Here is a 25,681-nt window from a genome sequence, read left to right on the forward strand (position 1 = left end):
CCCACCGCTCCACCGCGCGGTCCTCCTCCCGCGGAGCGGGTCCCTACGGGGTGCGGCCCTGCTCCAGTGTGCCGTTGCGGGGCTCGCGCTGGACGGGGAAGCGGGTGTCCGGGCGGGGCAGGACCGGGCCGGCGGCGCGCGGGGTGGCGCCCCTGGCCTGTGCGCGCAGTTCGCGCAGCTCCTCCTCCAGGGCCTGGTGGCGCCGGTGGCTGTCGAACAGGTAGCGGACCTTGGTGCGCAGCGCCCAGGGGTCGACGGGTTTCATGAGGAGGTCGGCGACACCGAGGCCGAAGGCGGTGGAGGTGAGTTCGGCGTCGGGGCCGAAGCCGGTGAGCAGGATGATCGGGATGTGCTGGGTCTGCTCCACCCGGCGCATGTAGCGCACCACGTCGAGGCCGCTGACGCCGGGCATGCGCACGTCGAGCAGGAGCAGCCCCACCTGGCCGCGCAGGACCTCCTTGAGCGCCTCGTCGCCGCTGGTGGCCCGCGCCACCTCGTAGCCCAGCGGTGCCAGGGCGCTCTCCAGGGCGTACAGCGTGTCCTTGTGGTCGTCGACGATGAGGATCTTGGCATCCGACGGCATGGCCCGACGTCCCCTCGGTTGGGCGTACAGCTTATGCCCGTACGGACTCACGGGCTGCGCCCGTGGCCTGACAGCGCGTGCCCGGCAGGGCGTGCTGGGCGTGTGTTCGGCGCGTGCTCTTGTTCCCGGCATGTGCCCGGCGTGTACCCGGCACGGAGTGTTCAGGCAGGATGCACGCTCGGACCGCCCGGTGTCACTCCCCCGCGTCCGCCGCGGCGCCTCCCGCGTCGTCCGCGATGCGCTCGTGGTGCCGGATGACCTCGGCAATGATGAAATTCAGCAACTTTTCGGCGAAGGCCGGATCCAGCTTGGCGCTTTCGGCCAGCCTGCGCAGCCGCTCGATCTGCTGGGCCTCGCGGGACGGGTCCGCGGGCGGCAGCTGGTGGGCGGCCTTGAGGTGTCCGACCTGCTGGGTGCACTTGAAGCGCTCGGCGAGCATGTGCACGACGGCGGCGTCGATGTTGTCGATGCTGTCGCGCAGCCGGGCGAGTTCGGCGCTGACGGCGGGGTCGACTTCCTGGGGCTTGCTCGTGGTCATGAGGTCCCACCCTACGTGGCCTGCGGCCGCTCGATCATGGGCGGATCGTCGGGGTCGGGTATCCGGTCGCTCCAGCCACCGGGGACGGTCCGTCCCTGCTGGGCCCGGAAGCGGACGGGAGCCATGCCGACGCGCCGGGTGAACAGCCGGGAGAAGTAGGCGGGGTCGTCGTAGCCGACGCGGCGGGCGACGGCGGCGACCGGGAGTTCGGTGGCGGCGAGGAGTTCCTTGGCGCGTCCCAGGCGGATGCCGAGGAGGTAGTCCTTGGGACTGCAACCGGCGCCGCGGCGCACGGCGCTGCGCAGTTCGGCGGGGGTCATACCGTGCCGGGCGGCGTGGTCGGCGACGGACATCGCCTTGAACGCGTCGCGGGCGAGGGCCTGGAGGACCTCGTCGCCGTCGGGGGCGAGGTCGGCGCGGGCGCGGCGCAGCGCGACGAGGAGCTCGTGGACGGCCGCGCCCGTCTCCACCTCCAGCAGGGGGTTGCCGCGGCGGGCGGCGCGCGCGATGCGGCCCACGACGGCGCGGGCGGCGGCCGCGTCGGAGAGGGGCACGACGGGCCGGCCGGGCTCGATGTAGCCGAGCTCGGTGTACGTGGCTGCCGCGGGTCCCGTGAAGTCGACGAAGCACTCGTCCCAGCTCGGGTCGGGCCCGTAGTGGTGCGGCACCCCGGGGGTGAGCCAGATCAGGGCGGGCGCGGTGACGGGATGGCGGTGTCCGTCGGGGGTGCGGTACCAGCCGCTGCCGGCGCCGATCACGACGGCCACGTGGTGGTCCAGGGTGCGGGGGCCGACGGCCGGCAGCTCGCCGTGCTGGAGGCCGACGCCGAGGCAGGCGAGGCCGAGCCGGTGATGGACGGGGCCGGGGGTGAAATAGCGCATCCAGGTGTGGTACATCCGCTTTCCTCCCGCCTGTCCGGCCGCCTCTTGCGTCCAATCAGCGACGATCTTTGTCCATGGACGCCACTGCCGCCAGGGCTGATCGTGGGGGCCATGAGCGAGTTCACGGTGGGGGACACGGATTTCCAGCTGGACGGCCGCCCGGTGCGGCTGCTGTCCGGCGCGCTGCACTACTTCCGGGTGCACGAGGAGCAGTGGGCGCATCGCCTGGGGATGCTGCGGGCGATGGGGCTGAACTGTGTGGAGACGTACGTGCCGTGGAATCTCCACGAGCCGCGCCCCGGCGGCTTCCGGGACGTGGAGCAGCTGGGCCGTTTCCTGGACGCGGTCGCCGAGGCCGGGCTGTGGGCGATCGTGCGGCCCGGGCCGTACATCTGCGCGGAGTGGGACAACGGCGGGCTGCCGCACTGGCTGACGGGCGGGCTCCGCACCCGCGACGAGGAGTACCTGGGGCACGTGGAGCGCTGGTTCCGGCGGCTGCTGCCCCAGGTCGTGTCCCGGCAGATCGACCGCGGCGGCCCGGTGCTGATGGTGCAGGTCGAGAACGAGTACGGCAGCTACGGCTCCGACCAGGTGTATCTGCGCCGGCTCGCGGATCTGCTGCGCGCCACGGGCGTGAGCGTCCCGCTGTTCACCTCGGACGGCCCCGAGGACCACATGCTGACCGGCGGCTCGGTCCCCGGCGTCCTGGCCACCGCGAACTTCGGCTCGCACGCCCGGGAGGCCTTCGCGACGCTGCGCCGGCACCGGCCGACGGGTCCGCTGATGTGCATGGAGTTCTGGTGCGGCTGGTTCGACCACTGGGGCGCCGAGCACGTGGTGCGCGATCCCGGAGACGCGGCGGACGCCCTGCGGGAGATCCTGGAGTGCGGTGCCTCGGTCAACCTCTACATGGCGCACGGCGGCACCAGCTTCGCGGGCTGGGCGGGCGCCAACCGGGGCGGTGGCGCGCTGCACGACGGGCCGCTGGAGCCGGACGTCAGCTCGTACGACTACGACGCACCGGTCGACGAACTGGGCCGCCCCACGGAGAAGTTCTGGCGGTTCCGGGAGATCCTAGCCGCCTACGCGGACGGGCCGCTGCCGGACGTGCCGCCGGCCCCCGGGACGCTCGGTGCCGCCACACCGGTCGTCCTCGGGGAGTGGGCCTCCCGGGACACGCTGCTGGAGACGCTCGGTGGCGCGGGGGGCGAGTACGCGGTGCCGCCCACGTTCGAGGACCTGGACGTCGGCCAGGGGCTGGTCAAGTACGAGGTGAACGTGCCCGGCCCGCGGCAGCCGTACCCGCTGACCGTGCGCGGGCTGCGCGACCTGGCCGTGGTGTACGTCGACGGGGTGGCGGCCGGGGTGCTCGGCGAGGACTCCGCACAGCTGAAGGAGCCGGTGGCGGGGCCCGCCCGGGTGGAGCTGTGGGTGGAGTCCCTGGGGCGGGTCAACTACGGGCCGCGCACGGGTGAGCCGAAGGGCATCACCGGGGGCGTGCTGCACGAGCGGCAGTATCTGCACGGTGTGCGGGCGCGGGGGCTGCGGCTGGACGCGCTGGACGACGTGGCGGGGGTGCCGTTCGGCCCGCTTCCCCCGGGCGGCGCCCCCGGCCTGTACCGCGGCACCTTCGAGGTGCGCGGCGCCGGGGACGCCTTCCTCGAACTCCCGGGATGGACCCGGGGGTTCGTGTGGGTCAACGGTTTCTGTCTGGGTCGCTACTGGTCCGTCGGCCCGCAGCACGCGCTGTACGTGCCCGGTCCCGTGCTGCGGGAGGGGGTGAACGAGGTGCGGGTGCTGGAGCTGGAGGCGGCCGCTCAGCCGGCCTCGCTCACCTCGAACGAGTCGAGCACGAACTCGGCCGTGCCGTCGTCCCCGGTACTGCGCAGCCCCACCCAGGCCTCGCCGTCGGCGGGCGCCGTGAACTCGTAGGAGTGCAGAGTCGGTTCGGTGGCGACGGGGAGGGCGGTCCGTTCGAGCTCGGTCGTCGTCGCTCCCCGGTCGACGGCGGTGATCCAGGCGTACTGCCCGGCCTTCTCGTTCTCGTGACGGAACGAGACCCGGTAGCGGTGCCCCGGAGCGAACCGGACGGTGTGCGGCACGGTCCGGTAGACCAGACCGTCGTTCTCGCCGCGTGACTTGAGCGACTCGGAGCCGTCGACGACGTCATCGATCGCCTTGCCGTTCCAGCTCCGCTGGGTGAACGGCGCGTGCCGCTGGGCGATGTGGGTGCGCGGGTCGGTGGACCCGCCCGCGTCGCCCTTCACGAAGGGGCCCCAGCCCTGCGGGACGTTCTCGAAGTCCTCGAAGACCAGCGTCCCGGGCTTGGCCGGGCGCCGGGCGGGCACGACGCGGACGTTGTCGAACCGCACCCGTGCCTGCCCGGCTTCGGCGCACAGGGCGAGCTCGACGGGCCCGCCGCCCTCGGGCACGGTGAACCAGGTGAACATCCGCTGGAAACGGGTCCCGTGCTTGCGGTCGGCGGCGACGAAGTTGCCCGCCGTCGAGGTCTCGGTCCAGTTGGCTGCGGTGACGCCGTCGGCGGTGCGGACCCGGAGGGACGCCCTGCGGGTGCCGTCGGCGCTCTCGCCGACCTCGACCTGCACGGACGCGGCGTACTGGCCGGGCCTGAGGCGGGTGAGCCGCTGGGAGACCGTGGCGGCCCCGCCGGGGGCGATCACCAGCTCGTGGTCCCCGAGGTCGCTGCGCACCACTGAGGCCGGGCCGCTGACCGTCCAGCCCTTCAGGGAGCCCGAGTTGAAGCCGGGGTCGTAGAGCGGGGTGCCCTGTCCCCAGCGGGGGGCGGGGGGCTGGGCCACGCGGGTGCGGTACACGACGTACGGCTGGGCGGGCTCGGCGTCGAGCGTGATCCGGCCGTCGCGCACGGGGACGTCGGCGACGAACACCCGGCCCTGGTCGGTGAGCCGGTACAGGGCGACCCGGGAGAGGCCTTCCCAGTCGCGCGGCAACCGCCACGCGCCGCTGCCGCCGGCCGGGTTGTAGTGGTAGAGCTTCGTGGGCTTCTTCGGGTCCCAGGGCAGCAGATAGGCGCCGCCGTCGTAGACGAGCCGGCCGTCGGTCGTGATGCGGCGTACGCCGTCCGCGTCGGAGACCGAGGTGCCGCCCGGCCCGGAGAAGGTGATCGTGTGCTCGCCCCATGTGCTGATCGGGTGGGCCTGGAGGTACTTGGCGGGCAGGGAGTGCGTCCAGATCAGCGCGTAGAAGGAGTTCCAGTCGGTCTTGCCGGTCCAGCCCTCGAAGTTGCCCATGCGGGCGATGCCCAGCAGCGTGGGCCACTTGTCGGCGAAGACGTCCTTCTGGTGGTTGCGGACGAAACGGATGAGGCGGGAGTTGATCCCGCGCGAGGTGTCCGGGCCGTAGTCCGTCTCGGTCGCCCAGTGCGACCACAGGCTGGAGCGCTCCAGGCCGTGACCCCACTCGGAGGTGACGTGCCAGCCCTGCTCGCGCAGCGCGCGCTGGAGGCGGTCCGAGGTCCAGCCGGACTCGCGGAAGACGTCGATGTACAGGGAGTTGAGGGCCGGGTGCGTCTCCGCGCGCAGGTCGGCGAAGCGCTTGACGATGTCGCCGGAGACGAGGTCGCGCCGCTGGTCGATCCGGTACGACTGGTCCAGCCAGTCCCACTGCTCATTGGTCCTGTCGACCAGGGTCTCGGAGAAGGCGTGGGCGACCGGGTAGGACTCGGTGGCGTTGACGTGGACGGCGAAGTCGCTGTTCCACTTCCTGCCCTCGGCGACCAGGGTGTTGAGATCGGCGAGGCCGCCGGCCCGCTTGTTGTGGTTGCCCGCGTAGTCGGGATGGGCGGAGTCGTGCCCCTCGGACTGGTAGCCCTTGAGAAGGGTGAACTGCCCGAGCCCGTCGGTCGCCAGGGAGATCCGCTTGACGTCGTCGAGGGTGGCGAGGAACGGATGGGTGGCCTGGGAGGCGAAGTTGAACGGGATGTGCGGCACGACGCGGCGGTACGTGCCGTCGGCACCGAGCGGGTCGACCATGATGTCCCGGAAGGCGATCGCGGCGTCCTGCCAGTCGATCACGCCGTCGCCGTTGCGGTCGCCGGTGACGATCACGGTGGCGTACGGGAGCGGCTCGGTGTCGGTCGCCGTCGCGGCCCGGTGGGTCCACTCGCCGGGGACGAGCTGGGCCTTGACGTAGCCGTCGGCTCCGTCCGCCGGTTCCTTGCGGACGGTCTGCCGCCACAGCCGGCCGTTCTCCCACGAGCTGGTGCTGTCGGGCTTGTCGTAGACCGTGTTGGTCTCGACGGCGCCCGCGAGGCCATGGTGCGCGACGACGGCGTACGCGCATCCGGTCGCCGCCTCCGCCGGGGTGTCGCGGGCCGGGGTGACGAGCGTGTCACCGCTCTTGGACTTGTCCAACTGGATCCGGGCGGCGAGGAGTTGCGCGCCGGGCTGGTCGCTGCGGACGGAGAGCAGGGCGAGGCCGGGGATGCGCAGGGTGCCGACGGGCAGCGCGGCGGTCTCGGTGATCTTCGTGATCCGCCAGGTCACCCGCCGGTCCGTGACGGCGATCTCGGCGTCGATCGTGGTGCCGCCGTCGAAGACGAGGCGGTACGCGACGGTGTCGCCGCCGGCCGTGGCGGTGACCGTCGGGGTCCGCTCGGTGCCGTCGACGAGGACGGAGGTGACCTCGTCCTCCTGGGCGTGCAGGACGGCGCCGGTCGCGCGGTCGGTGTAGGAGACGATCCGCGGGAATCCGGCGGCGACCCGGACGTCGAGGGCGCGGGAGCGCAGGACGAGGTCCGCACCGGGGGCGGCGGCCTCGGCGGAGGCCGGACCGGCCGCGCCGAGTGCGGCCCCGACTCCGGCGGCGGCGCCCGCCGCGACGACCGCGCGGCGCGTGGGGGCGAATGCGGGCGAGGGCATGGCTGAGGGCTGCAAGGCACTCCTCCTGGGGGCTGCGATCGGTGCCGTCAGCCTGCGCCGGGTGAGGTGAACGTGCCCATGGACAAAGGAGGGAGAGGAGTTGGACTAACCGACCGGCGCCTTCAGCTCCTTGTGGAAGTGCACGTCCTGATGGCCGCCCGGGATGCCTTCCGTGCGGCCCGTCTCGCGGTAGCCGTGTCCGCGGTAGAAGTCGGGGGCCTGGAAGGTGAAGGAGGAGACGATCACCTCGGTGCAGCCGCGCCGCGCGCTCTCCTCCTCGGCGGCCCTCAGCAGTTTGCTGCCCCAGCCGGCGTGCCGCTGGTCCTCGCGCACCCAGAGCATGTCGACGGCGCAGCAGCTTCCCCAGACCCAGGCGGTCAGTCCGCCGACCAGGTCCCCCGCCTCGTCGGTGACGCGGACCGAGAGCGGCTGGGGTGTGCCGGCTCCGGTCGCCTCCGCGTTGAACGCGGTGAGCTCGTCGTCGAGCCGCCGTTCCAGGGCCGCGTCCTTGGCTCCCACCTCCAACGACGCGGTGGCGGCGGGCTGCTGGGCGTGGCCGGTGGGCTGCTGGGCGGTCATGGCCGGGAGTATCGCAGCGCGAGGGGGCGGTGGCCGAACGCTTTTTCGCTCCCGGACGGGCGCCCGCGACCTGGTCGCGGGCGCCCGCACCGCACGAGGTGCGGCGACGGTTACAGCCCGGACGCCGCGCGGGCTATGTCGGCCGCGAACGTGGAGACCTCGCTGTAGACGCCGGGGTAGCCCGGCTCCGCGCAGCCCTGGCCCCAGCTGACGATCCCGACCTGGATGTACGCGCCCGTGTCGTCCTTGCGGAACATGGGCCCGCCGGAGTCGCCCTGGCAGGTGTCGACCCCGCCCTGCTGGACGAACCCGGCGCAGATCTCGTCACCGGGGACGAGATCGCTGCCGTACGCCCGCTGGCAGGTGGCGTCGTCGACGAAGGGGACGGTGGCCTTGCGCAGGTAGCGCTGCTGGGCGCCGCCCTCGCGGGTGGCACCCCAGCCCGCGACGGTGAAGTTCCCGTTGTTGTACGCCGTGGTGGTGGCGATCTTCAGGGTGGGCTGCTCGATCGGCCTGGCGAGCTTGATGAGGGCCCAGTCCTTGCCCTTGCCGTTGTAGCCGGGCGCCTGGAGCACCTTCGTCGACTTGACCTTGATCGCGCTGCTGCTCTGCAGGTCGACGACCCCGGCGGTGGCGGTGATGGAGGTGTTGTTGCCCGAGCCGTCCACGCAGTGCGCGGCGGTCAGGACGATGCTCTTGGTGTACAGGGCGCCGCCGCAGCCCATGGACAGGCGGACCATGAACGGGAACTCGCCCTGGGCGGCGCGGGTCCCGCCGACCACGGGCGCGGGGGCGGCCTGGGCGGACAGCGGCTGGAGGGACGCGGCGGCGAGCGCCACCGCGGCGACGGTGAGCAGTCTTCTGATGACGCCGTGCTTCTTGAGAGACTTCAACGCGCTTCCTTTCGTGGGGGGTTGAACGCCGGGCGGAAGGCACGCCGAAATGTCCTGGCATGCTCCTGCCAAGCTGTGCGGATTATGAGGACCCGGGCACGGCAGGGGCAAGGGCCGGATTCCGGCCAGACGCGGCTCCGGGCGCCCGCGCACCCCCCCGTCACCGGGAGGGAACCCCGCTTAGAGTGGAAGTCGGTTCCGGCGTCTTCAGGGGGTGCGGACGTGGCGAACGGCGGTCCCGTCGAGCACGGATACCCGCATCTGGACACGGTGCGGGCGTCGATCACCGCGCTCTACAGACGGCTCTCGTACGACACGATCCACACGTTCGCGGCCAGCGTCGCCCCCGCCGACGTCGCCTTCGCCGACACCGACGACCTGCACCTCGGCGCGCAGCGCGTGGCCCGCGAGATGGTCCGGCACTACCGGCTGCCCGACGCCCGGATGATCATCGGCTTCCGCGAGATGACCCACGCGGCCAACGTCGAGCTCGCCGCGGGACCCGAGTACTTCGTCGACCTCAACGACCGCTTCCGCACCCACCGCAGGGACATCGGGGCCGCGCTCGCCCACGAGGTGATGCACGTCTATCTGCACCGTCTCGACCTCTCCTTCCCCGGCACCCGCGACAACGAGATCCTCACCGACACGGCCGCGGCCTACCTGGGCGCGGGCTGGCTCCTCCTCGACGCCTACCGGGAGGACGCGGCGTCCTCGCAGAAGCTCGGCTACCTCACCCCGGAGGAGTTCGGGTACGTCCTCGCCAAACGCGCCCTCCTCTTCGGCGAGGACCCCTCCGTCTGGTTCACCAGCCCGCAGGCCTACACGGCGTACACCAAGGGCATGGCACAGGCCCGCCGCGACGAGCAGCAGCCGCCGCTGACCGCGGCCGGCTGGGCGGGCCGCCACCGCTACGCCAAGGACCGCCGGTACGCCCAGGACCACCACTCCTCGGCCCACCGGCCCGGCGCCCCCTATTCCTTCACGCCCGACAGCCGGGGTCCCCTGCGCGTCTCCTTCCCCTGCCCGACCTGCCACCAGCGGATCAGGGTCCCGGTACGCGGCCGGGTACGGGCCCGCTGCACGTTGTGCAGGACGGTGCTGGAGTGCGACACGTGACGGGTGAGTCGCGTGCGAGGACGAGCGAGGGGTGAGACAGAACACCTCAAAAGCCTTTGCCTCGCGCCTCCTTCGCGCGCGAGGGTCGAAGGATGAGCACGAACGACCCCGCGGCGCGTCTCCTCACCGCTGTGTACGAGGGTGACGAGGACGCGGTCGTACGGTCGCTGCGCTCCGGAGCGAGCCCCGAGTCGGTGGACGAGGACGGTCAGACGGCGCTGTACCTGGCGGCGGTCAGCGATCAGCCCGGCATCGTACGGCTGCTGCTCGTGGCCGGGGCCGACCCCGACCGGCTGAGCCAGGGCAGCGACGCCCCGCTGTGCGGCGCGGCCTGCGGCGGGCACACCGAGGTGGTGCGCGCACTGCTGGCGGCCGGGGCCGGGCCCGACACGGTGGAGGCCTTCGGATTCACCGCCCTCACCTGGGCGCTCAGGCGCGGCCACTCCGCGGTGGCCGAGGCCCTCCTCGCCGCGGGCGCCGACCCGGACCGGCCCGGCCCCCAGGGCGAGGCGCCGCTGGTGGCCGCCGCCCACCGGGGCTCCCCCGGCTGCGTCCGCGCCCTTCTCGCGCGGGGCGCGGGGTCCAGGCGCGCGGCACTGGCGGAGGCCCGCCGCCAGCTCACCCTGGACGTGGCGGCCGAGCTCCTCGCGGGGCTGGCCCTGACCCACGGCGCGGGACACCCCTCCACCACCCACCTCTCCCGGCAGGACGGCCGGACGGTCGTCGAGGTCCAGCTCCTCGACGCGCAGGGCCACCCCTTCGCCGGCGACGACCGCGACACGGGCCACGCAGAGATCGCCGCCCTCCTGGAAGGCCCTTAGCGGGCGTCGAGGACGGGCGGCGCTCCGTGCACCGCGGCCGGCCGCCGCGACCGGGTGGTCACGGCGACGCCGCAGGGGCCGGAAGCCCGCCTCGCGGCACGCCCCCGGCCCCTCCGTCGCTCGTGGCCACGGCCGTTCACGCCGACCCCGAGGTCACGCCTCGTACGCGGCCACGGCGCTGCGGGGCAGAGCCGCGCACAACCCGGCGCAGAGCACGAACCCGGCCAGCACCCAGGGCATCGCCGAGGTCAGCGCGCTGGTCAGCCCGTGCGACGCCCGCCCGAAGAACACGCTCCCGATCACCGCCGCGCCGAGCGCCCCGCCGAACTGCTGGGCCGTGGAGAAGATCCCCGACGCGGCACCGGCGAGCTCGCCGGGCACGGCGGACAGCACCACGTTCACCAGGGGGACCACGAGGAAGCCGAGGCCCGCCCCGGCGAGCACCAGCCCCGGCACCAGCGGCCATGCCCCGGCACCCGCGGCGGAGGAATCGGCGACGGCCGCCCAGATCCACCCGAAGCCGCCGGCCATGAGCAGCGCGCCGAGTCCCAGCACCAGCCGGCCGAACCTCACGGCGAGTCCGTCGGCCGCGGGCGCCGTCAGAAAACTCCCGGCGGAGAACGCCACCGTCAGCACCCCCGCCTGGGTGGGCGTGTACCCCTCGCCGCCCTGCAGCCAGATCGCGAAGACCAGGAAGAAGCCCTGCATCCCGACGGAGAAGAGGAGCTGGACGAGGACGCCCACCGAGAACGCGGGGAGCCGGAAGGCGCGCACCGGCAGCAGGGGCACCGTCACCGACGTGTGCCGCCGCGCCTCGTACACCCCGAGCCCGCCCACGGCGAGCACCCCGGCCGCGAGACAGATCCAGCCCCACAGCGGCCACCCGTTGCCACGCCCCTGCACCAGGGGGAGCACGATCGCGACCAGGCCGCCGGCGAGGAGCGCGCTGCCGAGCACGTCGGGCCGTCCGGCGGACCGCTCACGCGTGGCCGGTACGAGGACGAACCCGGCCACCAGGGTCGCCGCGGCGATCGGCACGTTCACCAGGAACACGGACCGCCAGCCCCACCCGAACAGGTCGGCGTCGGTGAGCACGCCGCCGAGCAGCAGTCCGACGGCGGAGGCGAAGCCGGCCACGGCGCCGTACATCCCGAAGGCGGCACCGCGCTCCTTGCCCTGGAACAGCGTGCGGAACGAGCCGAGCACCTGCGGCATCAGTACGGCCGCCGCCACCCCCTGCACGGCGCGGGCGGCGATGAGCTGCCCCGGCGACTGGGCCAACCCGCAGCCGAGGCTAGCGAGGCCGAAACCTGCCGTGCCGGCGAGGAAGAGGAAGCGCCGCCCGACGCGGTCCCCGAGGTGCCCGGCGAGGATCAAAGTGGCGGCGAAGCCCAGGAGATAGGCGGAGACCAACCACTGCAGGGCGCTCTGGGAGGCGTGCAGATCACGGCCCACGGACGGGATGGCGACGTTCACGATCGTCACGTCCAGCAGGTCCATCAGTGCCGCGACCATCATCACGACGGCCGCGGCCCAGCGGCGCGGGTGGGGTTCGGACACCGGCGGGGCGGTGGCGGCGAGGGTCGTGGACATGGGTTCCCCCTGACTCGAAGGCGTGGGTCACCGGTGTTCCGTGGCGGAGTGACCGGGTGATTTATTTCGTTCGGACTAACGAAAGACTTGCATCGACCCTGCCGTGATCGCAAGTCCTTAGTTCGACCGAACGAAATATTTGCTAGCCTTGCCGTCATGAGCAGCGAGGAGAGGGGCGGCAGCGCGAAGCGCTCCGGCGCGACTGCCGATGCGGCGGGCGATCCCCCCGACGCTCGGACCGGCGACCGGACCGGGCATGTGCCTGCCGACGACACCGACGCCCGGCGTGCGCAGACGCTGGAGCGGCTCATGACCGTCGGCCGTGAGCACAGCGGGGTGACCGTGATGTTCCATGCGGCGGTCGCGGCCCGTCAGGGTCTGAACGCCACCGAGACCAAGACCCTCGACCTGCTCCAGCGGTTCGGCCCGCTGACCGCCAAGGACCTGGCCGGACACACGGGCCTGGCCCCCGCGTCGGTCACCGGACTCATCGACCGGCTGGAGGCCAAGGGCTTCGTCCGCAGGGTCGAGCACCCGACCGACAAGCGCCGGGTCGTCGTCGAGCTGGACGACGGGAAGATCGCCGAACTGGCCGGGTTCTTCGAGGACTGGGCGCGCGACGTGGTCGACGCCTGCGAGGAGTTCAGCACGGACGAGCTGGACACCGTGGTCCGCTTCCTGTCCGTCATGTCGGAACGGCAGCGCGAGGCCGCCGCCCGCCTCGCGCGGTAGCGGGTCCGGCCGCACGGCCGCCGCGGGGACTTCTCGCCGCGCCCGGGACGACGGCGCGGCCGGGCCTTCGGCACCGGCACACGACCCCGCGCCCGGACGGCCGGGCCAGGGCGCGCCCGGGGAAACCGGGTGCCCCTCGCCTCGGAGAGGCCGAACTCCCGCCCGCTCCGAGGGAGATCAGGATGCCCGCTCGCCGGGATGCACGCCCACTCAGGGAGAGAGCCGGGCCGCGGCTCACCCCACCCAAAAGGCCTGCTCAAGGGGCCGGACCGTGGCGCACCGAGGAGCCGGGCCATGGCGCGCGGGACTACCCCGCTCCGTACACCGCGCCGGGCGTCTCCGCCGCCGCCAGCAGTTTCAGTGCCGTCTCGCCCGCCTCCGACGGGGTGCGGCGCGCGCCCCTGTCCGCGCTCGGGCCCGGCCGCCAGCCCTCCATCACGGTGATCCGTCCGCCTTCGGTCTCGAAGACGCGGCCGGTGACCCCGGCACTGGCGGCCGAGCCCAGCCACACGACGAGCGGTGAGACGTTCTCGGGGGCCATGGCGTCGAACCCGGTCCCCGGCGCGGCCATGGACTCGGCGAACGTCCGCTCGGTCATCCGCGTACGGGCCGCCGGGGCGATCGCGTTGACCTGGACGCCGTAGCGCCCCAGCTCCGCGGCGGCGACGAGGGTCAGCCCGACGATCCCCGCCTTGGCCGCGCTGTAGTTGCCCTGCCCCACCGAGCCCAGCAGCCCGGCTCCGCTGCTGGTGTTGACGACGCGGGCCGACGGGGTCCGTCCCGCCTTGGCCTCGGTGCGCCAGTGCGCCGCCGCGTGCTTCAACGGCAGGAAGTGCCCCTTCAGGTGGACGCGCATCACGGCGTCCCAGTCGTCCTCTTCGAGGTTGACGAGCATCCGGTCGCGCAGGAACCCGGCGTTGTTGACGAGGGTGTCGAGGCGGCCGTACGTCTCCAGGGCGGTACGGACCAGCGACGCGGCGCCCTCGGCGGTCGCGATGTCGCCGCCGTGCGCGACCGCTTCGCCGCCCGCCGCACGGATCTCCTCGGCCACCCGCGCGGCCGGACCCCCCTCCCCCGGCGTGCCGTCGAGGCCGACACCGAGGTCGTTCACCACGATCCGGGCACCCTCGGCGGCGAACGCGAGGGCGTGCGCCCTCCCGAGCCCGCGGCCCGCCCCCGTGACGACGACGACCCGCCCTTCGCACAGCGGCCGTGCGCTCATCGCACGTCTCCCTTCTCCTTGTTGACCGTCGCGGCGTCCAGGAACGCCGGCCGCTCCCCGCCCCCGTGGACGAGGAGCGAGGCCCCGCTGATGTACGCGGCGGCGTCCGACGCGAGGAAGACGGCGGCCTCCCCGACGTCGGACGGCCGGGCGAGGCGGCCCAGCGGGACGGTGCCGGCGACGGCCGCGACCCCGTCCTCACCGCCGTAGTGCAGATGGGCCAGTTCGGTGCGGACCATGCCGACGACCAGCGTGTTGACCCGGACGTCGGGGGCCCATTCGACGGCCATCGAGCGGGCGAGGTTCTCCAGACCCGCCTTGGCCGCGCCGTACGCCGCCGACCCGGGTGACGGCCGTGTCCCGCTCACGCTGCCGATCATCACGATGGAGCCCCCGGCCCGCCTGAGGTGCTCGTACGCGGCGAGCGAGGCGGTGAGCGGCGCGGTGAGATTGAGCTCGATCACCCGGGCGTGCCGTGCCGCGTCCGCTCGTGCCAGCGGCCGGTAGGGGGCGCCGCCCGCGTTGTTGACCAGCACGTCGAGTCGCGGCAGGGCGTCGAAGAAGGCGTGCACGGCGGCCGTGTCGCGCAGGTCGACGGAGACGAAGTCGACGCCCTCCAGCGGCACTTCGGGTGGTCTGCGGGCACAGACCACGACCCGCGCGCCGGTCCGTGCGAAGGCCCGGGCGATCCCGGCCCCGACACCACGGGTGCCGCCGGTGACGACGACCGTCCTGCCGTCGAGATCCAGGTTGTCCACAGGGCCTCCCGCGCGGATGCATTCGCTGCTAGCTTCGAGATTGCACCTAACAAACGTTTGGTGGAAAGGTAGCTGATGCGCCCATGGGTGTCTCCACCTCGTCCCCGGAAAAGGGGATTTCCGTCGTCACGGTCGACTACCCCCCGGTGAACGCACTGCCGGTCAGCGGCTGGTTCGCCCTGGCCGACACGATCCGCGCGGCGGGCCGCGACCCCGGGCATCGCTGTGTGGTGCTGGCGGCCGAGGGACGCGGGTTCAACGCGGGAGTCGACATCAAGGAGATGCAGCGCGACCAGGACGGCCACAGCGCGCTCCTCGGCGCCAACAGCGGCTGCGCGGAGGCCTTCGCCGCGGTGTACGAGTGCGAGGTCCCGGTCGTGGCCGCGGTGCACGGCTTCTGCCTGGGCGGCGGCATAGGCCTCGTGGGGAACGCCGACGCGATCGTGGCCAGCGACGACGCCACCTTCGGCCTCCCCGAGCTGGACCGGGGCGCGCTCGGCGCGGCCACGCATCTGGCCCGGCTGGTCCCGCAGCACCTGATGCGCGCGCTGTACTACACCTCACGCACGGCGAGCGCCGCCGAACTGCACGCGCACGGCTCCGTGTGGCGGGTCGTCGGGCGGGAGCGGCTGCGCGCCGCCGCGCTGGAGCTGGCCCGCGAGATAGCCGCCAAGGACGGCCGGCTCATCCGCCTCGCCAAGGCCGCGATCAACGGCATCGATCCCGTCGACGTGCGCCGCAGCTACCGCTTCGAGCAGGGTTTCACCTTCGAGGCCAACCTGAGCGGGGTGGCCGGCCGCGTCCGCGACACCTTCGGCAAGGAGGCCGTCCAGTGACCGACAAGACCATGTCCGCGGACCAGGCCGTCGCCCGCCTGGAGAGCGGGATGACCCTGGGCATCGGCGGCTGGGGCGCACGCCGCAAGCCGATGGCCCTGGTCAGAGCCCTGCTCCGGAGCGAGGTCACGGACCTCACCGTCGTGTCGTACGGCGGCCCGGACGTGGGCCTGCTGGCAGCCGCCGGACGCATCCGCAAGCTCGTCACCGCCTTCGTCACCCTCGACTCGATCCCCCTCGAACCGCACTACCGCGCGGCGCGGGAGAGCGGCGCCATCGAGCTGACGGAGGTCGACGAGGCGATGTTCATGTGGGGGCTGCACGCCGCCGCGAACCGGCTGCCGTTCCTGCCGGTGCGGGCGGGCCTCGGCTCGGACGTCCTGAGAGCCGACCCGGGCCTGCGGACGGTCACCTCGCCGTACGCCGACCCGTCCACGGGAGTGCGCGAGGAGTTCGTCGCCATGCCCGCGCTGCGCCTCGACGCGGCCCTGGTCCACATGAACCGCGCGGACCGCCTGGGCAACGGCCAGTATCTGGGCCCCGACCCGTACTTCGACGACCTGTTCTGTGAGGCGGCGGACGCGGCGTACGTCTCCTGCGAGCGGATCGTCGACACGGCGGACCTCGTCAAGGAGGCCGCCCCGCAGACGCTGCTGCTCCAGCGGTCGAGTGTGACGGGCGTCGTGGAGACACCGAACGGCGCGCACTTCACCTCCTGCGCCCCCGACTACGGACGCGACGAGGCCTTCCAGAAGCTGTACGCCACCACGGGGCACGCCGAGTTCGCCGAGCGCTTCCTGAGCGGCGACGAACACGCCTATCAACGCGCCGTCGAAGCCTGGCAGAAGGAGGGGACCCCGTGAGGACGACCCGTGCCGAGTACTGCGTGATCGCCTGTGCCGAGGCCTGGCGGGGCGACGGCGAGGTGCTCGCCAGCCCCATGGGCCTGATCCCCTCCGTCGCCGCCCGGCTCGCCCGGCGCACCTTCTCGCCCGACCTGCTGCTCACCGACGGCGAGGCCATGCTCGTCGGCCCCGACGGCACGCCCGAGGGCTGGCTGCCCTACCGCCGGCATCTGACGGCGGTCACCGGCGGGCGCCGGCACGTGATGATGGGCGCGAGCCAGCTCGACCGCTTCGGCAACCAGAACATCTCCCGCATCGGCGACCGGGAGCGCCCCGGGCGCCAGCTGCTGGGCGTGCGCGGCGCCCCGGTCAACACCCTGAACAACCCGACGAGTTACTGGATCCCGAAGCACTCCCCGCGCGTCTTCGTCGAGCGGGTCGACATGGTGTGCGGCGTGGGGTACGACCGCGCCGCCGCCGCGGGGCCGAGCGCCACCCGCTTCCACCGCCTGCCACGCGTGGTGACCGATCTCGCCGTCCTCGACTTCGCGACGCCCGATCGCTCGATGCGGCTGGCCTCGGTGCACCCGGGTGTCACGGTCGACGAGGTGCGGGCGGCCACGGGCTTCGCGCTGACCGTCCCCGACGAGGTGCCGTCCACCCGCGAACCGACGGATCAGGAACTGGAGTTGATCCGTGAGGTCATCGACCCGGCCGGGGCGCGGGACCGTGAGGTCCCCCCGGCGGGACGGGGCGGGCGCTGATGGAGACCGCGCTGACCCGGCTCGTCGGGGTCCGCCACCCCCTCGTACAGACCGGGATGGGCTGGGTGGCAGGCCCCCGTCTGGTCTCGGCGACGGCGAACGCCGGCGCACTGGGTGTCCTGGCCTCCGCGACCATGACGCCCGACCGGCTGCGGGAGGCCGTGCGGGAGGTCAAGTCCCGTACGGACCAGCCGTTCGGGGTGAATCTGCGCGCCGACGCCGGGGACGCGGGAGACCGGGTGCGGATCATCATCGACGAGGGCGTCCGCGTCGCGTCCTTCGCGCTCGCCCCCTCACGCGAACTGATCGCCGAGCTGAAGGAGGCCGGCGTGGTCGTCGTCCCGTCCGTCGGCGCCCGGCGGCACGCGGAGAAGGTGGCCGCATGGGGCGCGGACGCCGTGATCGTGCAGGGCGGCGAGGGCGGCGGCCACACCGGGGAGGTGGCGACGACGGTGCTGCTGCCCCAGGTGGTGGACGCGGTCCGTATACCGGTCGTCGCCGCCGGCGGCTTCCACGACGGGCGGGGCCTGGTGGCCGCGCTGGCGTACGGCGCGGCGGGCATCGCCATGGGCACCCGTTTCCTGCTCACCTCGGACTCCACCGTCCCCGACGCGGTGAAGGCGAGATACCTGGCGGCGACGGTCAAGGACGTCACGGTGACCAGGGCGGTGGACGGGCTGCCGCACCGCATGCTGCGCAGCGAGCTCGTCGACTCCCTGGAGCGGTCCGGCCGTGCGCGGACGCTGGTCCGGGCCGTGCGCCGGGCGGCCGGCTTCCGGCGGCTGTCCGGACTGTCCTGGTCGCGGATGATCCGCGACGGCCTGGCCATGAAGCACGGCCGGGACCTGACGTGGAGCCAGGTCCTGCTCGCCGCCAACACCCCCATGCTGCTGCGGGCGTCGATGGTGGAGGGGCGCACGGATCTGGGGGTGATGGCGTCGGGGCAGGTCGCGGGTGTCATCGAGGACCTGCCGTCGTGCGCGGAGCTGGTCACGCGCGTGATGGCCCAGGCGCACGAAACCCTCGGCGCCCTGCCGGACCCCGGTGCTTCAATGCCCGCATGAATCAGTCGATCAATGAGCCGTGGGGCCTCAGTGTCTTCGGTGCGGGAAGCGTCCGGCTGGAACCCCAGCTGGTGCGGGTGCGACTCACCATCGATGTCCTGGAGCCTTCCCCGGACCGGGCCTTCCAGGAGGCGGGCACGGCGGTGTCCCGGCTGCGGGAGACACTGCGCACGCACGGCATACCGGACGCGTCGGTGTCCGGTTCCCGCCTCAAGCTCAACTCGGAGTACGAGGGGTACGGCAGCGACCGCAAGTTCCTCGGGTACCGCTGCCGGGCTTCGTACGCGGTGGAGACCGAGGCCATCGACACCCTCCAGCAGCTGATCGTGGACGCGGTCGAGGCGGGCGCCAACCGCGTCGAGGACGTCGTCTTCGACGTCCGGGACAAGCCGGCGGTCCGCGACGAGGCGCGTCGCAGGGCGGTAGCGGCGGCCCGCCGCAAGGCCGAGGTGTACGCGGAGGCCGCGGGGGTCGAGCTGGGCACGGTGGTGCACATCCAGGACGTGGACCCGGAGTCCTGGGAGCTGCGCGGCGGCGGGCGCGGGCACGGCAGCGGCGGCGGGAACTCCGACGGCGACCTGGCGCCCGGCATGGTGGAGGTCCACGGAGCGGTGCTGCTGGGCTTCTCCCTCGTCCGCTGAGGCCGCTGCGGCGTCACCCGGCCCGCCCCGGGCCCGGGTGACGCCCCCTTCGGTGAACTGCCGTTCAGGTCAGACCCGTTCGACGATGGTGACGTTGGCCTGCCCTCCGCCCTCGCACATGGTCTGGAGGCCGAACCTGCCGCCGGTGCGCTCCAGTTCGTGCAGGAGGGTCGTCATCAGTTTCGCTCCGGTGGCGCCGAGCGGGTGGCCCAGTGCGATCGCGCCGCCGTTGACGTTGACCTTGTCCGGGTCGGCTCCGGTCTCCTTGAGCCAGGCGAGGACCACCGGGGCGAAGGCTTCGTTGATCTCGACGAGGTCGATCTCGTCCAGGGACATGCCGGTCTTCTTCAGGGCGTACGCCGTCGCGGGGATCGGGGCCGACAGCATCCGGATGGGGTCCTCGCCCCGGACGGAGAGGTGGTGCACGCGGGCGCGCGGCGTCAGCCCGTGTTCGCGGACCGCCCGCTCCGAGGCGAGCAGGATGGCGGCGGCGCCGTCGGAGACCTGCGAGGAGCAGGCGGCGGTGATGGTGCCGCCCTCGACGACGGGTTTCAGTCCCGCCATCTTCTCCAGCGAGGTGTCACGGCGCGGGCCTTCGTCGGCCGTCACCTCTCCGTAGGGCACCGTCTCGCGTGCGAAGCGGCCCTCGTCGAGCGCGCGGACCGCCCGCCGGTGCGAGCGCAGTGCGAACTCCTCCTGGGCGCGCCGGTCGATACCCCACTTCCGAGCGATCGACTCGGCGCCGTGGAACTGGTTGACGGGAAGGCTGCCGTAGCGCGCCCGCCAGCCCGCGCTGCCGGCGAAGGGTCCCTCGGTCAGGCCGAGCGGTTCGGCGGCCTGCCGGGAGGCGAAGGCGATGGGTATGAGGGTCATGTTCTGCACTCCGCCCGCGACCACCAGGTCCTGGGTTCCGGAGAGCACCGCCTGGGCGGCGAAGTGCACCGCCTGCTGGGAGGATCCGCACTGCCGGTCGACGGTGACCCCCGGCACCTCCTCGGGGAGTCCGGCGGCGAGCCAGCAGGTGCGGGCGATGTCCCCCGCCTGCGGTCCCACCGCGTCCAGACAGCCGAAGACGACGTCCTCGACGGCGGCCGGGTCGATGCCGGACCGCTCGATCAGGGCCTTCAGGACGTGCGCGCCGAGGTCGGCCGGGTGGACACCGCCCAGGCCTCCCCCGCGGCGCCCGACGGGCGTGCGGACCGCTTCGACGATGTAGGCCTCGGCCATGGCGACTCCTTGGCAGACATGGGGTGTTGGCGTACGGCTACTCCCGTGCGGAGATGCCGTCCAGCACCATCGACAGGTACTGCCGGGCGATCTCCTCGGGGCTGTGCTGTCCTCCGGGCCGGTACCAGGACGCGGCGACCCACACGGTGTCGCGCACGAACCGGTAGGTGAGCCGGATGTCGAGGTCGGCCCGGAAGACCTCGGCGACGACGCCGCGTTCCAGTGTGCTCAGCCACGCCTTCTCGAAGTTGCGCTGCGACGCGGCGAGGAACGCGAAGCGCTGCTGTGCGGCGAGCTGCCGGGACTCCTTCTGGTAGATCGCGACGGCCGCCCGGTGCCGGTCGATCTCCCGGAAGGACTCCGTGACGAGTGCCTCCAGGGTCTCGCGGGGGCCGAGACCGGCGTCCAGGACGGCGTCGTACCCGCTCCAGAGCTCGTCGAGGAAGGTCCGCAGGATCTCCTCCAGCATCGATTCCTTGGAGTCGAAGTGGTAGTAGAGACTGCCCGCGAGCATCCCGGCCTCGTCCGCGATCTTGCGTACGGTGGTGGCGTTGTAGCCCTGCTCGGCGAAGACCTCGGCGGCGGTGTCGAGCAGTTCGCGGCGCCGCTCCGGTGTCGCGGTCACCTGGGGCTTCTTCTTGGTAGGCACGGGTCCATTGTGGTCCCGCGGGCCCCGGGGCCCCGCACCCCGGGCACCGCTGCGCGGGCGGTGCCCGTCCGACGGATCGCGCCGGGTCGGCGCCTAGGCATGCTGGCTGCTGACGGAGACGACCTCGCCGGTCAGGTACGAGGAGTAGCCGGAGGCCAGGAAGACGATCACGTTGGCCACCTCCCACGGCTGCGCGTACCGGCCGAAGGCCTCGCGTCCGGTCAGCTCCTCCAGCAGTTCGGGGGTGGTCACCTTCGCCAGGTGGGGGTGCATGGCGAGGCTCGGCGACACCGCGTTGACCCGCACTCCGTAGGCGGCGGCCTCGATCGCCGCGCAGCGGGTGAGCGCCATGACCCCGGCCTTCGCGGCGGCGTAGTGGGCCTGGCCGGCCTGGGCGCGCCAGCCGACGACGGACGCGTTGTTGACGAGGACTCCCCCGCCCGCCTGCGCCCGGAACAGCCGCAGGGCCGCCCTGGTGCACCGGAAGGTGCCGGTCAGTGTCACGTCGAGGACCTTCGACCACTGCTCGTCGGTCATGTCGACGAGGGGTGAAGTGCCGCCCAGCCCGGCGTTGTTGACGACCGTGTCCAGGCTTCCGTGCAGGTCCGTGGCCGCCTCGAGGAGCGCCTGGACCTGGGTCTCGTCGGTGACGTCGCAGGGCCGTGCGGCGACGCGCTCGGCGCCGAACTCCGCGGCGAGGGCCTGCTCGGTCTCCTTGAGCCGGCGCGTGTGGGCATCGCTGATCAGGACGCGCGCACCCTCCTCCAGGAACCTCCGCGCCGTGGCCCCTCCGATGCCCGCGCCCGCCGCGGCCGTGATGACGGCGGTGCGCCCCTCCAGCAGCCCGTGCCCGGGGACGTACGCCGGGCTCTCGACGTCGCTCATGGCTCCACGCTAACCTACCAAACACTTGTTAGGGAAGGTTGCCGCCGGAAGGTGCCGCCGATGGATCTCGCCCATTCCCGCGCCGACGAGGCGTTCCGCGCCGAGGCCCGCGCCTGGCTCGACGCCCATGTCCCGGCCGTCCCCCTGCCCTCCCTGGAGACCGCGGAGGGATTCGCCGCCCACCGCGCCTGGGAGGCCGAACTGGCCGCGGACCGCTGGTCGGTGGTGTCCTGGCCCGAGGAGTACGGCGGGCGCGCCGCGGACGTGGTGCGCTGGCTGGTCTTCGAGGAGGAGTACTGGTCCGCGGGCGCCCCCGGCCGGGTGAGCCAGAACGGCATCAGCCTGCTCGCCCCGACGCTCTTCGGCCACGGGACGGCGGAGCAGCGTGCGCGCGTGCTGCCGTCGATGGCCACGGGCGAGGTCGTCTGGGCGCAGGCGTGGTCCGAGCCGGAGGCGGGTTCCGACCTGGCCTCGCTCACCTCCCGCGCGGTACGCACGGACGGCGGCTGGCTGCTGCGCGGCCAGAAGACGTGGTCGTCGCGGGCCGCGTTCGCCGACCGCGCGTTCGGCCTGTTCCGCAGCGAACCGGACACCCCGAAGCCCCATCAGGGCCTGACCTACCTGATGTTCGACCTGCGGGCGCCGGGGGTGACGGTCCGCCCGATCGGCCGGCTGGACGGCAAGCCGGCCTTCGCCGAGCTGTTCCTGGACGACGTGTTCGTCCCGGACGCGGACGTCATCGGCGAGCCGGGCGCGGGCTGGCGGGTCGCCATGGCGACGGCGGGCGACGAACGCGGGCTGACCCTGCGTTCGCCGGGCCGCTTCCTGGCCGCCGCCGACCGGCTGGTGGGCCTGTGGCGCGACCGTGCCGACCCCTCGGACACGGCCCTGCGCGACCGGGTGGCCGACGCGGTGATCGGCGCCCGTGCCTACCAACTGTTCACCTACGCCCACGCCTCCCGCTTCCTCGACGGGGAGAGCGTCGGGCCGGAGTCCAGCCTGAACAAGGTCTTCTGGTCCGAGTACGACATCGCGCTGCACGAGACGGCACTCGACCTGCTCGGCCCGGCGGGCGAGCAGGCGGACACCGAATGGTCCGAAGGGTTCGTGTTCTCCCTCGCCGGCCCCATCTACGCGGGCACCAACGAGATCCAGCGCGACATCATCGCCGAGCGGCTGCTCGGCCTGCCGAAGGGCCGCCGCTGATGCGTTTCCTGCTCGACACCGAACAACGCGCCTTCGCCGCCTCGCTCGACGCGATGCTGTCGTCCGCGGACACCCCGGCCGTCGTACGCGCCTGGGCCTCGGGCGACCACGGACCGGGCCGCGCCGTGTGGTCCCGGCTCGCCGACGCGGGCGTCTTCGCGCTGGCGGCGCCCGAGGCGTACGAGGGGGTGGGCCCGCTGCCCGTCGGCATCGCCGTCGCCTTCGTGGAGCTGGGGCGCCACGCCGTGCCGGGACCGCTGGCCGAGACGGTGGCGGGGGCCGCCCTCCTCGCCGCTCTCGGCGCGGAGGGGCCGGCCGAGCGGCTCCTGCCGGCGATCGTGTCGGGCAAGTCCATGACGACGCTGGTCCTGCCGGGCGGGGGCCCCTTCGCCCTGGACGGCGACGCGGCGGACCTGCAGCTGACGGTGCGCGGCACCGGCGCGGCGGTGGAGCTGCGGGCGTCGTCCCGGGCCGCCGCCGGGCCCGTCGGCCTCCCGCGGACGTCCCTGGACCCCGCCCGCCGGCTGGCTCTCCCCCGCTCCGGCGGCGAACGCCTCGCCGACGGACCCCGGGTGGCCGACGCGGCCGCCCGCGCGCTCGACTGGGCCCGTCTCGCCACCGCGGCCCAGGCCCTCGGCGTCGGGCAGGCGCTCCTCGACCGGACCGTCGGGCACGTCCGGCGGCGCACCCAGTTCGGTGTGCCCATCGGCTCGTTCCAGGCCGTCAAGCACCGGCTGGCGGACGCGAGGATCGCCCTGGAGTTCGCGCGTCCGCTGCTGTTCGGCGCCGCCCTGTCGATGACCCCGGCGGACGTGGCCGCCGCCAAGGTCACGGCCTGCGAGGCGGCCTGGACGACGGCCCGGTCCGCGTTGCAGCTGCACGGCGCGATCGGCTACACGGCGGAGTACGACCTCTCCCTCTGGCTGACCAAGGCCCGTGCGCTGCGCACCGCGTGGGGCACTCCCGCCGAGTGCCGGGCGGAGGTCCTGCGCGGGCTCAGTGGTGCCGGTCCCCGCTCGTGATCTCCCGGTACTCCTCCGCCGTCGGCTTGGGTATCCGTGTCCCGGGTCCGTACAGGGCGCGGGCCAGCCGCGCCCGCAGCCGGTGCGGGACGGGGATCCGCCGGGTGACGCCGTTCGCGTCGACACGCGGCCCCACCTCGTACGGCGGCGCCTGTTCGTGCTGGGTGAGCGTGAACCGCCGGGCCGGCGTGAGCGGTTCGTGCACCTCCACGTACTCGCCGTGCGGAAGGCGCTTGATGATCCCGGACTCGCGCCCGTGCAGCACCTTGTCGCGGTCCCGGCGTTGCAGCCCCAGGCAGATCCGTTTGGTCACGACGAAGGCGAGCACGGGACCGACGAAGACCGCCACCCGTACGAACCAGGTGATCGCGTTGATCGAGAGATGGAAGTGGGTGGCCCACAGATCGTTGCCACCACCGACGAGCAGCACCGCGTACAGCGTCAGCCAGGCCACGCCGAGCGCGGTGCGCGTGGGCACGTTGCGCGGCCGGTCCAGGATGTGGTGCTCGCGCCTGTCGCCGGTGATCCACGCCTCGACGAAGGGGTAGACGGCGATCGCGGTCATGATGAGCGGGAAGAGCATGAAGGGGATGAAGACGCCCAGCTGGAGCGTGTGTCCCCAGGCGTTGATCTCCCATCCCGGCATCACCCGGATCAGGCCCTCCGAGAAGCCCAGGTACCAGTCGGGTTGCGCGCCGGTGGTGACCAGGTCGGGACGGTAGGGGCCGAAGGCCCACACGGGGTTGATCGTCGCGATCGCGCCCACGATCGACAGCACGCCGAAGACGAGGAAGAAGAACCCCCCGGCCTTGGCCATGTAGACGGGCATGAAGGGCATCCCGACGACCGACTTCTCGTCCCGTCCGGGGCCGGGGTACTGCGTGTGCTTGTGGTAGAAGACCAGGATCAGGTGGGCGACGACCAGGCCGAGCATGATGCCGGGCAGCAGCAGCACGTGGATCGGGAAGAAGCGCGAAATGATGTCGTGCCCCGGGAACTCCCCTCCGAAGAGGAAGAAGGAGAGGTACGTCCCCACGACCGGGACCGAGAGGATGGCGCCCTGCGCGAAGCGGACGCCGGTGCCGGACAGCAGGTCGTCGGGGAGCGAGTAGCCGGTCAGCCCGGTGATCAGGCCGAGCATCAACAGGGTCCACCCGAAGAGCCAGTTGACCTCGCGCGGCTTGCGGAACGCACCGGTGAAGAACACCCGCATCATGTGCACGAGCATCCCGGCGAGGAAGACGAGCGCCGCCCAGTGGTGGATCTGCCGGATCAGCAGCCCGCCGCGCACGTCGAAGCTGATGTCCAGCGTGGACTCGTAGGCCCTGGTCATGATGACGCCGTTGAGCGGCTCGTACGAGCCGTGGTAGACGACCTCGACACCGCTGGGTTCGAAGAACAGGGTGAGGTACACGCCGGTGAGGATCAGCACGAGGAAGCTGTAGAGGCAGATCTCGCCGAGCAGGAAGGACCAGTGGTCCGGGAACACCTTGCGCATGTTGGCCTTGGCCAGCGCGTAGATGCCGAGCCGCCCGTCGGCCCAGTCCGCGAGCCGTTCGCCCTTGGCGGGCTCGGCCGCCCGCCCGGCCCGGGAGGTGCCGGCTCCGGGCGCGACGGGCCGGGAGGTCGTCGTCCCGGTCGCGGCGCGCGCCGTCCCGTTCCCTGCGCCGACCGTGGTGGACCCGGCCGTCCCGTTCCCTGCGCCGACCGTGGTGGACCCGGCAGCCCCGTTCCGGGTGCCCGTCGTCGCGGACCCGGCCGTCCCGTTCCCGGTGCCGGCCGGCGCCGACCCCGCGGCCTCGGACGCGCCGGTGCGTGGTGCCCCGGCGTCCGAAGTCTCCGCAGCCCGCCCGGAGTTGGTCTCTCGTGCGCCCATACGCCGCTCCCCTCGGCCCCCAAGGGTGGCATGTCGTCCCGTCGAAGCC

The 25,681-nt window shown here is 73.0% G+C and carries 24 protein-coding genes; 11 read left to right on the forward strand and 13 right to left on the reverse strand.

Going from position 1 to position 25,681, the window contains the following annotated elements; translation table 11 throughout:
* Positions 1 to 43 precede the first annotated feature (43 nt).
* The 3 genes from ACSYGO_RS14460 to ACSYGO_RS14470 all read right to left on the reverse strand — a co-directional run bounded on the left by ACSYGO_RS14460 (position 44) and on the right by ACSYGO_RS14470 (position 2,017).
* Positions 44 to 583 carry a response regulator gene (locus tag ACSYGO_RS14460; protein WP_426675947.1) on the reverse strand — a complete coding sequence of 180 codons (540 nt, stop codon included), beginning with the start codon at positions 581 to 583 and terminating at the stop codon, positions 44 to 46.
* 193 nt (positions 584 to 776) lie between these two features.
* Complete coding sequence (locus ACSYGO_RS14465; RefSeq protein WP_095933631.1) at positions 777 to 1,121, reverse strand: chorismate mutase; 345 nt, start codon at positions 1,119 to 1,121, stop codon at positions 777 to 779.
* A gap of 11 nt (positions 1,122 to 1,132) precedes the next feature.
* Positions 1,133 to 2,017 (reverse strand): helix-turn-helix domain-containing protein, encoded by an 885-nt coding sequence (locus ACSYGO_RS14470; protein ID WP_432176593.1) that lies wholly within the window; start codon positions 2,015 to 2,017, stop codon positions 1,133 to 1,135.
* A 96-nt stretch (positions 2,018 to 2,113) separates the two neighbouring features.
* Between ACSYGO_RS14470 and ACSYGO_RS14475 the strand changes: the two genes are divergently transcribed.
* Complete coding sequence (locus ACSYGO_RS14475; RefSeq protein WP_426675945.1) at positions 2,114 to 3,934, forward strand: glycoside hydrolase family 35 protein; 1,821 nt, start codon at positions 2,114 to 2,116, stop codon at positions 3,932 to 3,934.
* Here the strand turns inward: ACSYGO_RS14475 and ACSYGO_RS14480 are convergent.
* From ACSYGO_RS14480 to ACSYGO_RS14490, 3 genes are all read right to left on the reverse strand, one after another.
* Positions 3,820 to 6,900, reverse strand: a complete 3,081-nt coding sequence (locus ACSYGO_RS14480) for an endo-alpha-N-acetylgalactosaminidase family protein (RefSeq protein WP_460386822.1) — start codon at positions 6,898 to 6,900, stop codon at positions 3,820 to 3,822. The genes ACSYGO_RS14475 and ACSYGO_RS14480 overlap by 115 nt on opposite strands.
* 105 nt (positions 6,901 to 7,005) lie before the next feature.
* Positions 7,006 to 7,479, reverse strand: coding sequence for a GNAT family N-acetyltransferase (locus ACSYGO_RS14485; RefSeq protein ID WP_426675943.1), 474 nt, complete (start codon positions 7,477 to 7,479; stop codon positions 7,006 to 7,008).
* 110 nt (positions 7,480 to 7,589) lie between these two features.
* Entirely contained in the window at positions 7,590 to 8,372 is a 783-nt protein-coding gene (locus ACSYGO_RS14490) for a S1 family peptidase (protein WP_095933635.1), read from the reverse strand.
* Between the two features lie 222 nt (positions 8,373 to 8,594).
* Here ACSYGO_RS14490 and ACSYGO_RS14495 point away from each other — a divergent pair, with 222 nt between their 5' ends.
* Both ACSYGO_RS14495 and ACSYGO_RS14500 read left to right on the forward strand, forming a co-directional pair.
* Positions 8,595 to 9,491 (forward strand): hypothetical protein, encoded by an 897-nt coding sequence (locus ACSYGO_RS14495; protein WP_345643904.1) that lies wholly within the window; start codon positions 8,595 to 8,597, stop codon positions 9,489 to 9,491.
* Between the two features lie 92 nt (positions 9,492 to 9,583).
* The gene (locus ACSYGO_RS14500) at positions 9,584 to 10,312 is read left to right on the forward strand and encodes an ankyrin repeat domain-containing protein (RefSeq protein WP_426675942.1); all 729 of its coding nucleotides are present in this window, start codon (positions 9,584 to 9,586) and stop codon (positions 10,310 to 10,312) included.
* Between the two features lie 153 nt (positions 10,313 to 10,465).
* On the opposite strand, the gene ACSYGO_RS14505 is transcribed toward ACSYGO_RS14500, so the two are convergent.
* Positions 10,466 to 11,905, reverse strand: coding sequence for an MFS transporter (locus tag ACSYGO_RS14505; RefSeq protein WP_426675941.1), 1,440 nt, complete (start codon positions 11,903 to 11,905; stop codon positions 10,466 to 10,468).
* 156 nt (positions 11,906 to 12,061) lie between these two features.
* Here ACSYGO_RS14505 and ACSYGO_RS14510 point away from each other — a divergent pair, with 156 nt between their 5' ends.
* Positions 12,062 to 12,637 (forward strand): MarR family winged helix-turn-helix transcriptional regulator, encoded by a 576-nt coding sequence (locus ACSYGO_RS14510; protein ID WP_460386823.1) that lies wholly within the window; start codon positions 12,062 to 12,064, stop codon positions 12,635 to 12,637.
* A 307-nt stretch (positions 12,638 to 12,944) separates the two neighbouring features.
* Here the strand turns inward: ACSYGO_RS14510 and ACSYGO_RS14515 are convergent, their stop codons facing one another.
* The gene (locus tag ACSYGO_RS14515) at positions 12,945 to 13,859 is read right to left on the reverse strand and encodes an SDR family oxidoreductase (protein WP_426675939.1); all 915 of its coding nucleotides are present in this window, start codon (positions 13,857 to 13,859) and stop codon (positions 12,945 to 12,947) included.
* On the reverse strand, positions 13,856 to 14,608 hold the full coding sequence (locus ACSYGO_RS14520; protein WP_460389716.1) for an SDR family oxidoreductase: 753 nt from the start codon (positions 14,606 to 14,608) through the stop codon (positions 13,856 to 13,858). Before ACSYGO_RS14520 ends, ACSYGO_RS14515 begins: the two co-directional genes overlap by 4 nt.
* 92 nt (positions 14,609 to 14,700) lie before the next feature.
* Between ACSYGO_RS14520 and ACSYGO_RS14525 the strand changes: the two genes are divergently transcribed.
* From ACSYGO_RS14525 to ACSYGO_RS14545, 5 genes are read left to right on the forward strand one after another with little or no spacing between them, the layout of a single operon-like run.
* Entirely contained in the window at positions 14,701 to 15,453 is a 753-nt protein-coding gene (locus ACSYGO_RS14525; RefSeq protein ID WP_460386824.1) for an enoyl-CoA hydratase family protein, read from the forward strand.
* Positions 15,450 to 16,316 carry a CoA transferase subunit A gene (locus tag ACSYGO_RS14530; RefSeq protein ID WP_460386826.1) on the forward strand — a complete coding sequence of 289 codons (867 nt, stop codon included), beginning with the start codon at positions 15,450 to 15,452 and terminating at the stop codon, positions 16,314 to 16,316. Before ACSYGO_RS14525 ends, ACSYGO_RS14530 begins: the two co-directional genes overlap by 4 nt.
* Complete coding sequence (locus ACSYGO_RS14535) at positions 16,313 to 17,062, forward strand: CoA-transferase subunit beta (RefSeq protein ID WP_435220129.1); 750 nt, start codon at positions 16,313 to 16,315, stop codon at positions 17,060 to 17,062. Before ACSYGO_RS14530 ends, ACSYGO_RS14535 begins: the two co-directional genes overlap by 4 nt.
* Positions 17,062 to 18,126 (forward strand): NAD(P)H-dependent flavin oxidoreductase, encoded by a 1,065-nt coding sequence (locus tag ACSYGO_RS14540; protein WP_345643887.1) that lies wholly within the window; start codon positions 17,062 to 17,064, stop codon positions 18,124 to 18,126. Before ACSYGO_RS14535 ends, ACSYGO_RS14540 begins: the two co-directional genes overlap by 1 nt.
* Positions 18,123 to 18,767, forward strand: coding sequence for an SIMPL domain-containing protein (locus tag ACSYGO_RS14545; RefSeq protein WP_426675935.1), 645 nt, complete (start codon positions 18,123 to 18,125; stop codon positions 18,765 to 18,767). The genes ACSYGO_RS14540 and ACSYGO_RS14545 overlap by 4 nt, the downstream gene beginning before the upstream one ends.
* 69 nt (positions 18,768 to 18,836) lie before the next feature.
* Here the strand turns inward: ACSYGO_RS14545 and ACSYGO_RS14550 are convergent, their stop codons facing one another.
* The 3 genes from ACSYGO_RS14550 to ACSYGO_RS14560 all read right to left on the reverse strand — a co-directional run bounded on the left by ACSYGO_RS14550 (position 18,837) and on the right by ACSYGO_RS14560 (position 21,528).
* Positions 18,837 to 19,994: an acetyl-CoA C-acetyltransferase gene (locus ACSYGO_RS14550; RefSeq protein WP_460386827.1), complete on the reverse strand. Its 1,158-nt coding sequence runs from the start codon at positions 19,992 to 19,994 to the stop codon at positions 18,837 to 18,839.
* A gap of 37 nt (positions 19,995 to 20,031) precedes the next feature.
* Positions 20,032 to 20,643 carry a TetR/AcrR family transcriptional regulator gene (locus ACSYGO_RS14555; RefSeq protein WP_095933647.1) on the reverse strand — a complete coding sequence of 204 codons (612 nt, stop codon included), beginning with the start codon at positions 20,641 to 20,643 and terminating at the stop codon, positions 20,032 to 20,034.
* A 93-nt stretch (positions 20,644 to 20,736) separates the two neighbouring features.
* The gene (locus tag ACSYGO_RS14560) at positions 20,737 to 21,528 is read right to left on the reverse strand and encodes an SDR family oxidoreductase (RefSeq protein WP_426675933.1); all 792 of its coding nucleotides are present in this window, start codon (positions 21,526 to 21,528) and stop codon (positions 20,737 to 20,739) included.
* A 60-nt stretch (positions 21,529 to 21,588) separates the two neighbouring features.
* On the opposite strand from ACSYGO_RS14560, the gene ACSYGO_RS14565 reads away from it, so the two are divergent.
* A complete protein-coding gene (locus ACSYGO_RS14565; protein ID WP_426675932.1) occupies positions 21,589 to 22,734 on the forward strand; it encodes an acyl-CoA dehydrogenase family protein in 1,146 nt (381 codons plus the stop codon).
* Positions 22,734 to 23,756 (forward strand): acyl-CoA dehydrogenase family protein, encoded by a 1,023-nt coding sequence (locus ACSYGO_RS14570; protein ID WP_460386829.1) that lies wholly within the window; start codon positions 22,734 to 22,736, stop codon positions 23,754 to 23,756. Before ACSYGO_RS14565 ends, ACSYGO_RS14570 begins: the two co-directional genes overlap by 1 nt.
* Here the strand turns inward: ACSYGO_RS14570 and qcrB are convergent.
* Entirely contained in the window at positions 23,731 to 25,632 is a 1,902-nt protein-coding gene (qcrB, locus tag ACSYGO_RS14575) for a cytochrome bc1 complex cytochrome b subunit (protein ID WP_426675930.1), read from the reverse strand. The two genes, ACSYGO_RS14570 and qcrB, sit on opposite strands and share 26 nt — an antisense overlap.
* Between the last annotated feature and the right edge of the window lie 49 nt (positions 25,633 to 25,681).

It is taken from the genome of Streptomyces krungchingensis (genome assembly GCF_054729265.1).